Source organism: Aliiruegeria lutimaris (assembly GCF_900099935.1).
In the GTDB taxonomy this organism is placed as follows: domain Bacteria; phylum Pseudomonadota; class Alphaproteobacteria; order Rhodobacterales; family Rhodobacteraceae; genus Tropicimonas; species Tropicimonas lutimaris.
In genome coordinates, this window is record NZ_FNEK01000013.1 from 40,871 (window position 1) to 53,322 (window position 12,452).

13 protein-coding genes are annotated in these 12,452 nt (G+C 63.1%); 12 read left to right on the forward strand and 1 reads right to left on the reverse strand.

Features of this window, described 5'->3' with window-relative positions; all coding sequences use genetic code 11:
- The first annotated feature begins 38 nt into the window (after window positions 1-38).
- The 9 genes from BLR85_RS08110 to BLR85_RS08150 all read left to right on the forward strand — a co-directional run bounded on the left by BLR85_RS08110 (window position 39) and on the right by BLR85_RS08150 (window position 8,964).
- A complete protein-coding gene (locus BLR85_RS08110; RefSeq protein ID WP_170844491.1) occupies window positions 39-626 on the forward strand; it encodes a TRAP transporter small permease in 588 nt (195 codons plus the stop codon).
- Window positions 623-1,939 (forward strand): TRAP transporter large permease, encoded by a 1,317-nt coding sequence (locus BLR85_RS08115; RefSeq protein WP_093153336.1) that lies wholly within the window; start codon window positions 623-625, stop codon window positions 1,937-1,939. Before BLR85_RS08110 ends, BLR85_RS08115 begins: the two co-directional genes overlap by 4 nt.
- 96 nt (window positions 1,940-2,035) lie before the next feature.
- Window positions 2,036-2,800 carry an SDR family NAD(P)-dependent oxidoreductase gene (locus BLR85_RS08120; RefSeq protein WP_093153339.1) on the forward strand — a complete coding sequence of 255 codons (765 nt, stop codon included), beginning with the start codon at window positions 2,036-2,038 and terminating at the stop codon, window positions 2,798-2,800.
- Between the two features lie 10 nt (window positions 2,801-2,810).
- Window positions 2,811-3,578 (forward strand): crotonase/enoyl-CoA hydratase family protein, encoded by a 768-nt coding sequence (locus BLR85_RS08125; protein ID WP_093153342.1) that lies wholly within the window; start codon window positions 2,811-2,813, stop codon window positions 3,576-3,578.
- A 4-nt stretch (window positions 3,579-3,582) separates the two neighbouring features.
- Complete coding sequence (locus tag BLR85_RS08130) at window positions 3,583-4,056, forward strand: MarR family winged helix-turn-helix transcriptional regulator (protein WP_093153345.1); 474 nt, start codon at window positions 3,583-3,585, stop codon at window positions 4,054-4,056.
- A gap of 22 nt (window positions 4,057-4,078) precedes the next feature.
- On the forward strand, window positions 4,079-5,896 hold the full coding sequence (locus BLR85_RS08135) for a feruloyl-CoA synthase (RefSeq protein ID WP_093153348.1): 1,818 nt from the start codon (window positions 4,079-4,081) through the stop codon (window positions 5,894-5,896).
- A 64-nt stretch (window positions 5,897-5,960) separates the two neighbouring features.
- Window positions 5,961-6,833, forward strand: a complete 873-nt coding sequence (locus BLR85_RS08140; protein WP_093153351.1) for an amidohydrolase family protein — start codon at window positions 5,961-5,963, stop codon at window positions 6,831-6,833.
- Window positions 6,834-6,843: 10 nt separating this feature from the next.
- Window positions 6,844-8,439: an acyl-CoA dehydrogenase family protein gene (locus BLR85_RS08145; RefSeq protein ID WP_093153354.1), complete on the forward strand. Its 1,596-nt coding sequence runs from the start codon at window positions 6,844-6,846 to the stop codon at window positions 8,437-8,439.
- 156 nt (window positions 8,440-8,595) lie between these two features.
- Window positions 8,596-8,964: a nuclear transport factor 2 family protein gene (locus BLR85_RS08150; protein WP_093153357.1), complete on the forward strand. Its 369-nt coding sequence runs from the start codon at window positions 8,596-8,598 to the stop codon at window positions 8,962-8,964.
- A 130-nt stretch (window positions 8,965-9,094) separates the two neighbouring features.
- Here BLR85_RS08150 and pcaQ read toward each other — a convergent pair whose 3' ends face one another.
- The gene (pcaQ, locus tag BLR85_RS08155) at window positions 9,095-10,009 is read right to left on the reverse strand and encodes a pca operon transcription factor PcaQ (RefSeq protein WP_093153490.1); all 915 of its coding nucleotides are present in this window, start codon (window positions 10,007-10,009) and stop codon (window positions 9,095-9,097) included.
- A gap of 92 nt (window positions 10,010-10,101) precedes the next feature.
- Here pcaQ and pobA point away from each other — a divergent pair, with 92 nt between their 5' ends.
- The 3 genes from pobA to pcaC are packed head-to-tail and all read left to right on the forward strand — an operon-like array spanning window position 10,102 to window position 12,429.
- The gene (gene pobA, locus BLR85_RS08160) at window positions 10,102-11,271 is read left to right on the forward strand and encodes a 4-hydroxybenzoate 3-monooxygenase (RefSeq protein WP_093153360.1); all 1,170 of its coding nucleotides are present in this window, start codon (window positions 10,102-10,104) and stop codon (window positions 11,269-11,271) included.
- Window positions 11,271-12,059: a 3-oxoadipate enol-lactonase gene (gene pcaD / locus BLR85_RS08165; RefSeq protein WP_093153363.1), complete on the forward strand. Its 789-nt coding sequence runs from the start codon at window positions 11,271-11,273 to the stop codon at window positions 12,057-12,059. The genes pobA and pcaD overlap by 1 nt, the downstream gene beginning before the upstream one ends.
- Window positions 12,052-12,429, forward strand: coding sequence for a 4-carboxymuconolactone decarboxylase (pcaC, locus tag BLR85_RS08170; protein ID WP_093153366.1), 378 nt, complete (start codon window positions 12,052-12,054; stop codon window positions 12,427-12,429). The genes pcaD and pcaC overlap by 8 nt, the downstream gene beginning before the upstream one ends.
- Window positions 12,430-12,452 lie beyond the last annotated feature (23 nt).

A 12,452-nucleotide genomic window follows, 5' to 3' on the forward strand; every position in this document is an offset into this window, starting at 1 on the left:
CGTCCGGGGACACTTCCTCCAATCGAAAGTTCATTGCCATGATGCTGAAGCACGTGGAACGCCTGGCCCGTTTCATGGCGGTACTGGGCGGTATTGTCCTGACCTTGCTGGTCATTCTGACCTGTTTGAGCGTTCTGGGCCGTGGCCTCAACACGTTCGGTCATTCCGCTTTTCTGACCTCGCTCTCCGAAAGCGCGGCGCATGCGTTGATTGCCTCCGGCGTCGGGCCGATCACGGGCGATTTCGAGCTGGTGGAGGCCGGTATCGCCTTCGCCATATTCGCCTTCCTGCCCTATGCGCAATTGCACCACGCCCATGCGACAGTCGACATTTTCGCCGCGAGCTTCCCGCATTGGTTCAACCGATTTCTCATTGTTTTCTGGGAGTTCGTTCTCTCCGCGATCATTCTGCTCCTCACCTGGCGGCTCTTTGCCGGGATGCAGGGCAAGATGTCGAATGGCGAGATCACCTTCCTGCTGCAGTTCCCGGTATGGTGGGCCTATGCGGCGAGCTTTGTGGCCGCTGTCACCGCCTCCATCGTCGCTATCTACTGTGCCATTGCCCGGATCCTTGACGTCGTGACCGGCGGCAGCCACCTGCCTCACTCCGAAGGAGCGCACCATTGAGTATGCTTGAACTGGGATATGCCTCCTTCCCGATCCTGCTGCTGATGATCTTTCTCAGGGCGCCGATCGGGCTGGCGATGCTGCTCTGCGGGATCGGCGGGCTCTATTTCTCCATGGGCGGGTCGAACATGTTCATGGCGAAGCTGAAGAGCGAGACCTACTCGACCTTCTCCAGCTATTCGCTGTCGATCATCCCGATGTTCCTGCTGATGGGGCAGTTCGCGACGCTGTCGGGCATGTCCAAGGCGCTTTTCAAGGCCGCCGAAAGCTGGCTCGGGCACCGCAAGGGCGGTGTCGCGATGGCAGCGGTCGGCGCCTGCGCGGGTTTTGGCGCGATCTGCGGTTCCTCGCTGGCCACGGCCGCTACCATGAGCAAGGTCGCCCTGCCGGAGCTGCGCCGCTATGGCTACTCTGGCGGCTTCTCCACCGCGACGCTGGCCGCCGGCGGCACGCTCGGCATCCTGATCCCGCCTTCGGTCATCCTCGTCATCTATGCCATCCTGACCGAACAGAATATCGCCAAGCTGTTCCTCGCCGCCTTCGTTCCGGGCATCCTTGCCGCGATCGGCTATATCATCACCATCTCGATCTATGTCCGCGTGAACCCTAAGGCCGCGGGCACCCGTGAGCCGATCCCCTATGCCGAGCGCTTCAAGGCGCTGTTCGATGTCTGGCCGGTGCTTCTCGTCTTTGGCCTCGTGGTCGGCGGCATCTATCTCGGCTGGTTCACCCCCACCGAAGGCGCGGCCGTTGGCGCCGCCGGAACCGGCGTGATCGCGCTGCTCTCCGGCAGCCTGACCTGGAAGATCTTCGTCGACTCCATCCTGCAGACTGCGCTCAGCACCGCGATGATCTTCTTCATTGTGCTCGGCGCCGGCCTCTACAACTCCTTCCTCGCGCTGAGCCAGGTGCCACAGGAATTGTCGGGATGGGTCGTAGGGCAGGGTTTCAGCCCGTGGACGATCCTGATCCTGATCCTGGCCTTCTACCTCGTCTTCGGCTGCCTGATGGACAGCCTCAGCATGATCCTGCTGACGATCCCGATCTTCTTCCCGGTCATCAGCTCGCTCGATTTTGGCATGAGCCCGGAGCACGTGGCGATCTGGTTTGGCATCCTCGTGCTGATCGTGGTCGAGGTCGGGCTGATCACGCCACCGGTGGGGATGAACCTCTTCATCATCAACGCGATGGACCGCCAGACGGCCATGAAGGACACCTACAAGGCGGTGCTCTGGTTCGTGACCTCGGACATTGTTCGCGTCATCATTCTGGTGCTCTTCCCCGCAATCACGCTCTTCCTGCTGCCCGGTTAAACCCGGGCAGTCGCCCCCTCCGACGCGGGTTCGATCCGCATCCAGATAGGTATGAAACATAACGATGATCCAACATAACGATAAGGAGGCAAACCGATGCTGATAAAGGGACAGGTTGCGCTGGTGACCGGTGCGGCCAGTGGCCTAGGTGCGGCGACGGCCCGACACCTGGCGGAACAGGGTGCCAAGGTGGGCGTGCTCGACTACGATCACGAACGTGCCAAGACGGTCGCCGCCGAGATTGACGGTTTCGCGGTTCAGGTGGACGTTTCCGACGAGGCCGCGGTGGATGGCGCCATTGGCGCGGTTGCGGAACATTTCGGCCAGGCCGCCCGCATTGCGGTGAGCTGTGCCGGTGTCGGCTCGGCGGCGCGGATCGTCGGGCGCGAGGGCAAGACCTCGGGCGATGTCTTCGAGCGGACGCTTCGCGTGAACCTCTTCGGCACTTATTACGTCATGAGCCACGCGGCCAAGCGGATGATGGAACTGGAGCCGCTCGCCGATGACGAGCGTGGCGTGATCGTCAACACCTCCTCGGTGGCGTACCAGGACGGACAGCTCGGACAGTCCGCCTATGCCGCCTCCAAGGGCGCGGTTGCCTCGATGTGCCTGCCGGCGGCACGCGAGTTTGCCCGCTTCGGTATCCGGGTCGTGGCCATCGCGCCGGGGTTGTTCCACACCCCGATGATGGAGGGATTGCCGAAGGAGGTGACCGACGAGATCACCGCCAACATTCCCTTCCCGCACCGTCTGGGCGCGCCGTCTGAATACGCGCTGCTGGCCGATCAGATCATCACCAACCCGTTCCTGAACGGAACCACCATCCGGTTGGACGGCGCCGTGCGCCTGCCGCCGCGCTGAGGAGAGCGCCATGTCCGAACAGATGCTCACGATCGAGATCGACGGCGACATCGCCATCCTGACCATGAACCGCCCCGCCAAGCGCAACGCCATGTGCGATGCGCTTCTGGAAGCGATCGACGGCTTTTTCCGGAACCCACCGAAGGAGGTGAAGGTCGTCGTTCTGACCGGCACGGCCGGGCATTTCTGCTCCGGGCTGGACCTCTCCGAGCATGTCTCCCGCGATGCCGAGGGCACGATGCGCCATTCGCGCGGCTGGCACGAGGTGATGCAGCGCATCCAATTCGGTGGTTTGCCGGTTGTCTCCGCAATGTTCGGCGCCGTGATCGGCGGCGGGCTGGAGCTGGCCTCGGCCACGCATGTACGGATCGCGGAACCCTCGACCATCTTCCAGCTTCCCGAGGGGCGGCGCGGCATCTTCGTCGGTGGCGGAGCGTCTGTGGGCGTTGGCCGCATTCTCGGCGCGGACCGGATGACCGAGATGATGCTGACGGGGCGCAAATACAGTGCCGAGGAAGGTCTGGCGCTCGGGTTGACGCATTACAGCGTTGGCGAGGACGAGGCGCTGCCGCTGGCGATGGATCTGGCGCGCAAGATCGCCTCCAACGCGCCCTTGTCGAACTACATCATGATCCAGGCGCTGGCGCGGATCCAGGACATGCCGCGCAATGACGGCCTGTTCACCGAAAGCCTCTGTGCGGCGATCACCCAGACTAGCCCGGACGCTGTGGAGGGGCTCGCCGCCTTCCTCGAAAAGCGCGCCCCGAAATTCCGCTAGAGCCATGCCGGACCCCGCCACAAACCTGCCGGAAGCCGTCACGGTCGATGACACCGCGCTGCGTGCCTATTTCGGCTATCGGATGAAACGCTGTTTCAATGCGATCCAGGCGGATCTGGCGCAGGCGCTGAAACCGTTCGAGCTGCGCATGCTCACCTTCACGGCGCTGGCGCTGGTGGTGGAAAACCCGGGCCTTCGCCAGTCGCAACTGGCCGAAGCCATGGATGTGGAGAGGCCGAACCTGGTCACCGTCGTGGAAGAGCTTGTGCGGCGGGACCTGATCACCCGGGACCGGGTTCCGACGGATCGTCGCGCCTATTCGCTCGAGGCGACGGCGGCTGGCAAACGGCTTTTTGCGGACGCCGCAGCCGCCGTTGAGGCCCATGAAAAGACGCTTCTGGCCGGGCTTGACCCGCAGCTTCGGGCCGGAGCCATCGAAGCCATGCACCATATTGAAAAAGGCCGCCAACGCGGCTGACCGGAGAGGGAGGACACCCCCGATGAAACGGACGACGAGATTTCGCCCGCATTCCGTGACGCGCGAGAACCGCGCGGACGGAAGCATACTGCTTACATCGAACTACCTGCTCGGTCCCGTGGCTGAAAAGACAGGCGCGTGGTTGCATCACTGGGCCAGCGAAGCGCCGGACCGGGTGTTTCTGGCCGAGCGCTATGGCGCGGGCTGGCGACGGGAGAGCTATGTTTCGGTACTGGAGAAGGTGCGGGCCATCGGCGCCTCGCTTCTTGCGCGCGGGATGGGGCCGGATACGCCGATCCTGATCATGTCCGGCAACGGGATCGATCACGGGTTGCTGTCGCTGGCGGCGCAATATGTGGGCGTGCCGACCGCGCCGGTGGCCGAGCAGTATTCGCTCGTCCACGGAGCGCATGGCCGGCTGCGCGGCGCCATCGAGCTGTTGAAGCCGAAAATGGCCTATGTGGTCGATGCGGATCTCTATGTCGAAGCGCTCGGTCTGGACGCGCTGGCCGGGGTGGAGATCGTGTCGAGCCGGCAGGGTCACGTGATCGGGGTGACACCCTTTGAGGAGCTGTTGACGGGCGACGGATCGGTCGATCTCGACGCGGCCTATGCGCAGGTCACGCCCGATACGGTGGGCAAGATCCTGATGACCTCGGGTTCCACCTCCAGCCCCAAGGGCGTGCTCACCACCCAACGAATGATGTGCACCAACCAGACGCAATTGGCCGACGCGCTTCCCTTCCTGCGCGACCGCCCGCCACGGATCGTGGACTGGCTGCCCTGGAACCATGTCTTTGGCGGATCGCATAATTTCAACATGATGCTGGCCAATGGCGGCTCGCTCTATATCGACGACGGAAAGCCGGTGAAGGGGCTATTTGAACGGACGTTGGAGAACCTGTCGCTAGTGACAGGCACCGCCGCCTTCAACGTGCCCGTGGGGTTCGGCATGCTGCTTGCCGCGCTGCGCGCGGATGGCGGGTTGCGCCAGCGTTTTTTCGAGGATCTGGACCTCGTCTTCTATGCCGGTGCCTCGCTGCCGCAGGATGTCTGGACCGGATTCGAGCAGATGGCGATGGAGGTGAAGGGCGAGGTGCCGCTGATGACCTCTTCCTGGGGGCTTACCGAAACCGCCCCCGCGACCATGATGCAGATGGAGCCGACGGAGCGCTCCGGCATTGTCGGCGTGCCGCTGACCGGCGTGACGATGAAGCTGTTGCCCGATGACGACCTGCGCTGCGAGGTGCGGGTGAAGGGGCCGAACGTGATGACCGGCTATTTCGAGGATCCGGAGAAGACGAAGGACGCTTTCGACGAAGAGGGGTTCTTCATCACCGGCGACGCGATGGCCTTTATCGACCCCGCCGACCCGAACAAGGGGATGCGCTTCGACGGCCGGATCTCGGACGACTTCAAGCTGCTCACCGGCACATGGGTCCGCGCCGCGCAGCTTCGGCTCGACATGCTGGCGCATCTGGCGCCGCTGGCCTCCGATCTCGTGATCACCGGTGCCGACCGCAACCAGATCGGGGTGATGATCTTCCCCGACCGGGCGGAGTTGCAGCGCGAAGGGTTCGAGTTGCACGAAGACGGTGGCGCGCTCACGTGCAAGCTTCTGCAAGGCGAGATCCATCGCCGCCTCGCCGCGCGGGCGCGGGAAATCTCGGGAAGCTCTACGCTGATCTCGCGGGCCATCGTGCTCTCCGAGCCACCCTCGATGCCGGAAGGCGAGATGACGGCCAAGGGCAACCTGAACTTCCGCAAGGTCCTGACCCGTCGCAAGGACCTGCTGGAGCGGCTTTATAACGATGCCGATCCGGCGGTGACGTTGGCATGACCCTTGCGCAGCCGGCCGGAAAAGCATCGCAACGCGTAAAGAATTTCCCAATGAGGACAATTATATGGTCGACCTGACAAAGATCCGCGCGATCGACATTCACACCCATGCCGAGGAACCCTGCGGCTGCCATGCCGATGACGGCTATGACGACCTGCAGGCGACGATGGCGAAGTATTTCCGCGCGTCCTGGAGCCACCCGCCCACGGTGCCGGAGACCGCCGCGCATTACCGCGAGCAGAACATCGCCGCGGTGATCTTTCCCGTCGATGCCGAGCGCGAGACCGGCTATCGCCGTTACAAGAACGAGGAGGTGGCGGAACTCGCCGCCGAGAATGACGACGTGCTCATTCCCTTTGCTTCCATCGACCCGCACAAGGGAAAGATGGGCGCCCGCGAGGCGCGCCGCCTGATGAAGGATTTCGGCATCAAGGGGTTCAAGTTCCATCCCACGATGCAGGGTTTCTATCCCAATGACCGCATGGCCTACGAGCTCTACGAGGCCATCGCCGAAGAGGGGGGTATCGCGCTCTTCCACACCGGCCAGACCGGCGTCGGCTCCGGTATGCGCGGTGGCAACGGGATGCGGCTGAAATACTCCAACCCGATGTACATGGACGATGTCGCGGTCGATTTCCCCGACATAAAGATCATCCTCGCCCATCCTTCCTTTCCCTGGCAGGAGGAGGCGCTGGCCGTCGCCCAGCACAAGCCGAATGTTTATGTCGACCTGTCCGGCTGGTCGCCCAAGTATTTCCCCGAGATCCTCGTCAAATACTGCAACTCGATCCTGCGCAAGAAGGTCCTGTTCGGCTCCGACTGGCCGATGATCACGCCGGAGCGCTGGCTGGCCGATTTCGAGAAGATCGCGATCAAGGACGAGCTGCGCCCCGATATCATCAAGGGCAATGCTGCGCGCTTGCTCGGACTGTCGTAAGGGGGCTGCGATGAAACCGTTTCAGGCATCATTGGACGACATCCTCTTCACCCTGACCCACGTGGCCGGGGCGAACGAGTTGCCCGAATTCGAGGCGGAGCTGACACGGGAGATCGCCGGCCATTTCGCCAGCTTCGCGGAGGCCGAGATCGCGCCGCTCGACGAGCCGGGCGACCAGCAGGGATGCCGGCTGGAAGCGGGCCGAGTGCTGATGCCGGACGGGTTTGCCGAGCTTTATCACTCTTATGCCGAGCAGGGCTGGCAGGGTCTGACCGCGCCGGAGGAATTTGGCGGGCAGGGGCTGGACTCCACGCTTCTCTCCGTCACTTCGGAGATATTCACCGGGGCGAACCATTCGCTGCAGATGATCACCGGGCTGGTGCCGGGCGCGATCCGGACGATCCTGCATTTCGGCTCCGATGACCAGAAAGCCACCCATATCCCGCCGCTGGCCTCCGGCGAGATGCTGGCCACCATGTGCCTGACGGAATCCGGCGCGGGCTCTGACCTCTCGCGCATTCGCTGCCGCGCCGCGCAGGATGGCGAAGGCTGGCGGCTGGATGGCGAAAAGATCTTCATCTCGGGCGGCGATCAGGACATGAGCGAACGGATCCTGCACCTCGTGCTGGCGCGGACCTCCGATGACGGCATCAAGGGGCTGTCGCTGTTCCTGTGTCCCTGCACCCGTGCCGATGGCAGCCGCAACGCGGTGAGTGTGACACGGATCGAGGAGAAGATGGGGCTGCATGCCTCGCCGACCTGCCAACTGGCCTTCGATGGCGCCGAGGCGGAACTGATCGGGCAGGAAGGACAGGGGCTGGCGGCGATGTTCACCATGATGAACCACGCCCGCGCCGACGTGGCCCTTCAGGGCGTGGCCCATGCTGCGCGGGCGACCGACATCGCGCGCAGCTATGCCGCCGAGCGGGTGCAGGGGCGCGGCCCAAACGGAACGCCCGTCACGCTCGACGCCCATGCGGATGTGCAGCGAATGCTTGGCCGAATGGATGCGCTGGCGCTCGGTGGCCGCGCGCTCGCGCATCTGGCGGCGGTCGCGCTGGAACGCGGCGACCAGCCGGATCTCGTCGAGGCGCTGACGCCGATTGCCAAGGTCTATTGCACCGAGGCCGGCATGGAGGCCGCCGAACTGGGCATCCAGATCCTCGGCGGCTATGGCTACCTGCAGGAATATCGCGTCGAGCAGACCTACCGTGACGCCCGTATCACCGCGATCTACGAGGGCGCGAACGGCATCCACGAGCGGGCGCTGGTGTCCCGCTTTCTGCCGGGCCGCTGGGGCGACGCGCTGGAAGCCTTCCTGGTGGCGGAGGCCGAAGCTTCGGAAGACGCGGGCTGCACCGCCTCGGTCGCGCTGTGGAAGCAGGTGCGGCAGGACCTGTTGCGCCAGCCGGACCCGGCGCCCGCCGCGCATGACTTCACGGCGCTGAGCGCCGAGGTGCTGCTGCAATGCCTCTGGCAGCGGATGTTGCGCGCCGCCGATGCCCATCCCGACCCGGAACGCATCCGTCATGTGGCCAAGACGGCGGTCGCGACAGGGCGGGCGCGCTGCGAGTACCACGCGGCGATGGTCGGGCTTGCGGGATGACGCCTTTCATCCGGCCATGCCCCAATGCGGAGGCAGAAGCGTGCTGCATCGAACCGCCGAAAAAAGCCCGGAGCAGAAGTTTCGCTTGAGACCAAGAACAATTTTCAACAGCGTTATCGGAAGGCAACCAACGGAACGTAAGGTGGGGAGACGATAATGTCGAAGAACGATGTAGACAACGTCACGGCTCTCACAGAGACCGCAAAGCGCTACTACCAAGCAATGGTGACGGGAGATGAAGCTGAGTTGCGAAGGTTGTTCGACAGGCGTGCCGCAATCGTGGGTAATTTCGAGGGAGAGTTTCAATGGTTGGACCTCGACGGCTTCATTGACGAGGCAAAGAACCTGATTGGACAGCACGGAGAGGAAAACTGCTCAGTGGAAAGCGTTCGGGTCGATGGGGACATCGCGACCGTTGCGGTACGCGGAAGATATGCGGGCCTTTGGTTTCTTGACCATTTGTCACTTGTCGAGATCAACGATCACTGGATGATTACGAGCAAGTCGTTTCATGTGGTCACTTAGCCACACAGATTGTCTAGCGGCTTTGTCCGCTGAATTGCCTTCGTCTCAAGTCACGGCAATTGCCTGATTTTCGACACACAGCTCTCCGCGCCACAAGTTTCGAAGACGCGGGCCATGACGGCCGTCAGCCCTAGTCCAGTGGCCTGCTCAGAACGGTATCGACCGCCATCCGGAAGATCTCGCCTGCGGGCGAAGGTTGGCTGTCGGGGCGGGTCATGAGGCCCACCGGGCCGGAGGTGATGGCGTTGTCAAAGGGCAGGCGCACCAGCGAGCCATCGGCGATTTCCTTGGCCGCGACCCCGGTGGAGATGATCCAGATCGCATCGGACATCCGCACGAAATTGCGCCCGAACGCGCCCGAGACGCTTTCGATCTTGCGGGGAATCTCGCCCACCCCATGGGCAATGAGAACCCGTTCCACAAGCGGACGGATCGCGGAGCCTTCGGGCGGGAAGATCACGGTCCACTCGCCGATGCGGTGCATGTCGGGATCGTCCAACAGCGGATGCCCGGCGCGTACGACGAATTCGACATACTCGTTGTAGAGCTGGGTAAAGGTGATCCCCTTCATCGTCTCGGGCTGCCCCAGCCGGCCGATCACAAGGTCCAGCTGGCCGTGGCGCAACAGGTCGATCAGGTATCCATGCGGCCCGTCCGTGATCCGCAGGGTGACCTCGGGCGCAAGCTCGGAAAACTCCTGCGCCACTTCCGGCATCAGCCGGGCGGCGACGCTGGGCAGCGCGCCAACCGCCAGCGTGACCTTGCCGCCAAGTCCGATCTGTTCGACCCCGTCCAGCCCCTGTTGCAGCGCGGCCAGGCTCATCTCGGCGAAATGCAGGAAGATCTCGCCCTGCCGGGTCAACGAGATGCCGCCCCGGTTCCGCACCAGAAGATCACAGCCGATGATCTCCTCCAGCTCCTTGAGCGTCTTGGAAATCGCCGGCTGGGTCAGGAACAGCCGCTCGGCGGCGTTCTTCATGCTTCGCTGGCGCACGATCTCCACGAAACACTGGATGTGACGGAACTTGATACGGCGGTCGATCATGAGTTTCATACCGAATTTGGCAACAAAGAGGTCAATTATCTCATTTTACTTTGGAAGATCAACAATTCAATTTAGAGGCGGGAGGACGAAAAATGCGAACACAGGTGGCAATCATTGGCGGCGGCCCATCGGGGCTTCTTCTTTCCCAGCTTCTGCATCGCCGCGGGATAGATACCGTGGTCCTGGAGCGAAAGACCCGCGATTACGTGCTGGGCCGCATCCGTGCCGGCATCCTTGAGACAGGATTCGTCGAGCTGATGCGCGAGGCCGGCGTCGGCACGCGGATGGATGCCGAGAGCTTTACTCATGAAGGGACGGTCATCGCCTATGGCGACGAGGAGTTCGGCATCAATTTCCGCGAGCACACGGGAACCGACGTCATCGTTTATGGCCAGACGGAGCTGACGCGCGACCTCTATGATGCGCGCGAGGCGGAGGACGGCAAGATCGTCTTCAATGTCGAGAATGTCGTGATCAACGATGCCGAGACCGAGGCGCCCTACGTCTCTTACACCGTTGATGGCGTCGAGCAGCGGCTGGATTGCGATTTCGTTGCCGGCTGCGACGGCTTCCACGGTGTCAGCCGGCAGACCATTCCGCTCACCGTGCGCCGCGAATACGAGAAAGTCTATCCGTTCGGCTGGCTCGGCATCCTGTCGGAAACACCGCCCGTCCATGACGAGCTGATCTATTCCTGGTCGGAGCGCGGTTTCGCGCTCTGCTCGATGCGCAATGCCAATCTCAGCCGCTATTACATCCAGTGCTCGCTCTCCGACAGCCCGGAGGATTGGAGCGACGAGAATTTCTGGGAAGAGCTCAAGCGCCGCATCCCGGCCCGCCATGCGGAGAAGCTGGTCACCGGCCCCTCGATCGAGAAGAGCATCGCGCCGCTCAGGAGTTTCGTGACCGAGCCGATGCGGTGGGGACGGCTGTTCCTGTGCGGCGACGCGGCCCATATCGTGCCGCCGACCGGGGCCAAAGGGCTGAACACGGCTGCTTCTGACATCCATTACCTCTATCACGGGCTGGTCCAGTTCTTCGAGGAAGGCGATTCCGAGGGGATCGACCGCTATTCAGAGAAGGCGCTGGCGCGGATCTGGAAGGCGGAGCGCTTCAGCTGGGCGACGACCAACCTGCTGCACCGCTATCCCGACCAGTCCGAGTTCGACCTGAAGATGCAGCGCGCCGAGATCGATTTCCTGCGCAGCAACGAGTCCGCACAGAAAGTCTTTGCCGAGAACTACGTGGGGCTGCCCTACTGATGCGGATGATCGAGGCAAATGGCATCGCGCTGCATGTGCGGGAGGATGGAGACCCGGCGGGCAAGCCGGTGGTTTTCTCCAATTCGCTCAGCACGGATTTGCGACTCTGGGATGCGATCCTGCCGCTCTTGCCGGCGGGGCTGCGGCTGATCCGCTATGACAAGCGCGGCCACGGCCTGTCGGATTGTCCCGATGGCCCCTACGCGCTGGACGACCTGGTTGCCGATGCCGAGGCGCTTCTGGAGGCGCTCGACATTCGCGATTGCGTCTTCGTCGGGCTTTCCGTCGGCGGATTGACCGGGCAAGATCTGGCCGGCAGGCGGCCGGACCTGATCCGGGCGGCGGTTCTGTCCAACACCGCCGCGCGCATGGGCGATCCTGCCATGTGGCAGGCCCGCATGGAGGCAATCCGCGCAGGCGGGCTGGACTCCATCGCCGAAGCCGTGATGGATCGCTGGTTCGGCCCCGCCTTCCGGCATCGCCCGGAAGTGGCAGCTTGGAAGAACATGATGACCCGCATGCCGCGGGAAGGCTACCTGGGCTGTTGCGCCGCCATTGCCGCGGCAGACCTGACCGAGTGCACCGCCGCGCTGACGCTTCCTGTTCTCGGGATCAGCGGATCGGCTGACGGTGCCTGTCCGGCGGAAAACACGGCGGCGATGATAGAAACCATCGCCGGTGCGCGGATGGAAGTGATCGACGGGACGGGCCATCTGCCTTGCGTCGAAGAACCCGAAACCTATGCCAGATTGCTCACCGAATTTCTTGAGGAGACCGGACATGTCTGAACGTTACGAAACCGGCATGTCCGTTCGCCGCAAGGTGCTGGGCGACGACCATGTCGACCGGGCGGAAGCCAACAAGTCGGAGTTCGACGCGCCGTTCCAGGAGTTGATCACGGAGAGCGCCTGGGGCACGGTCTGGGCGAATGAAAATATAAGCCCGCGCGAACGGTCGATGTTGACGCTTGCGCTGTTGGCGGCGGCGGGAAATTTCGAGGAAATCCCGATGCATATCCGCGCCACGGTCCGAACAGGTGCGAGCAAGCAGGATGTGCTGGAGGCCTTCCAGCATGTCGCGATCTATTGTGGTGTGCCGCGTGCGAACCACGCGATCAAGCTCGCCAAACGGACCTATGAAGAGATGGAAAAGGAGTGAGCCGAAAATTGCCGGCTCGGGGA

What these genes read in the sequence shown, in the direction of transcription:
- BLR85_RS08120 (WP_093153339.1), top strand. Translation starts at nt 2,036, where the DNA reads ATGCTGATAAAGGGACAGGTTGCGCTGGTGACCGGTGCGGCCAGTGGC.
- BLR85_RS08135 (WP_093153348.1), top strand. Translation starts at nt 4,079, where the DNA reads ATGAAACGGACGACGAGATTTCGCCCGCATTCCGTGACGCGCGAGAAC.
- pcaC (WP_093153366.1), top strand. Translation starts at nt 12,052, where the DNA reads ATGTCTGAACGTTACGAAACCGGCATGTCCGTTCGCCGCAAGGTGCTG.
- BLR85_RS08110 (WP_170844491.1), top strand. Translation starts at nt 39, where the DNA reads ATGATGCTGAAGCACGTGGAACGCCTGGCCCGTTTCATGGCGGTACTG.
- BLR85_RS08140 (WP_093153351.1), top strand. Translation starts at nt 5,961, where the DNA reads ATGGTCGACCTGACAAAGATCCGCGCGATCGACATTCACACCCATGCC.
- BLR85_RS08145 (WP_093153354.1), top strand. Translation starts at nt 6,844, where the DNA reads ATGAAACCGTTTCAGGCATCATTGGACGACATCCTCTTCACCCTGACC.
- pcaD (WP_093153363.1), top strand. Translation starts at nt 11,271, where the DNA reads ATGCGGATGATCGAGGCAAATGGCATCGCGCTGCATGTGCGGGAGGAT.
- BLR85_RS08150 (WP_093153357.1), top strand. Translation starts at nt 8,596, where the DNA reads ATGTCGAAGAACGATGTAGACAACGTCACGGCTCTCACAGAGACCGCA.
- pobA (WP_093153360.1), top strand. Translation starts at nt 10,102, where the DNA reads ATGCGAACACAGGTGGCAATCATTGGCGGCGGCCCATCGGGGCTTCTT.
- pcaQ (WP_093153490.1), bottom strand. Translation starts at nt 10,009, where the DNA reads ATGATCGACCGCCGTATCAAGTTCCGTCACATCCAGTGTTTCGTGGAG.
- BLR85_RS08130 (WP_093153345.1), top strand. Translation starts at nt 3,583, where the DNA reads ATGCCGGACCCCGCCACAAACCTGCCGGAAGCCGTCACGGTCGATGAC.
- BLR85_RS08125 (WP_093153342.1), top strand. Translation starts at nt 2,811, where the DNA reads ATGTCCGAACAGATGCTCACGATCGAGATCGACGGCGACATCGCCATC.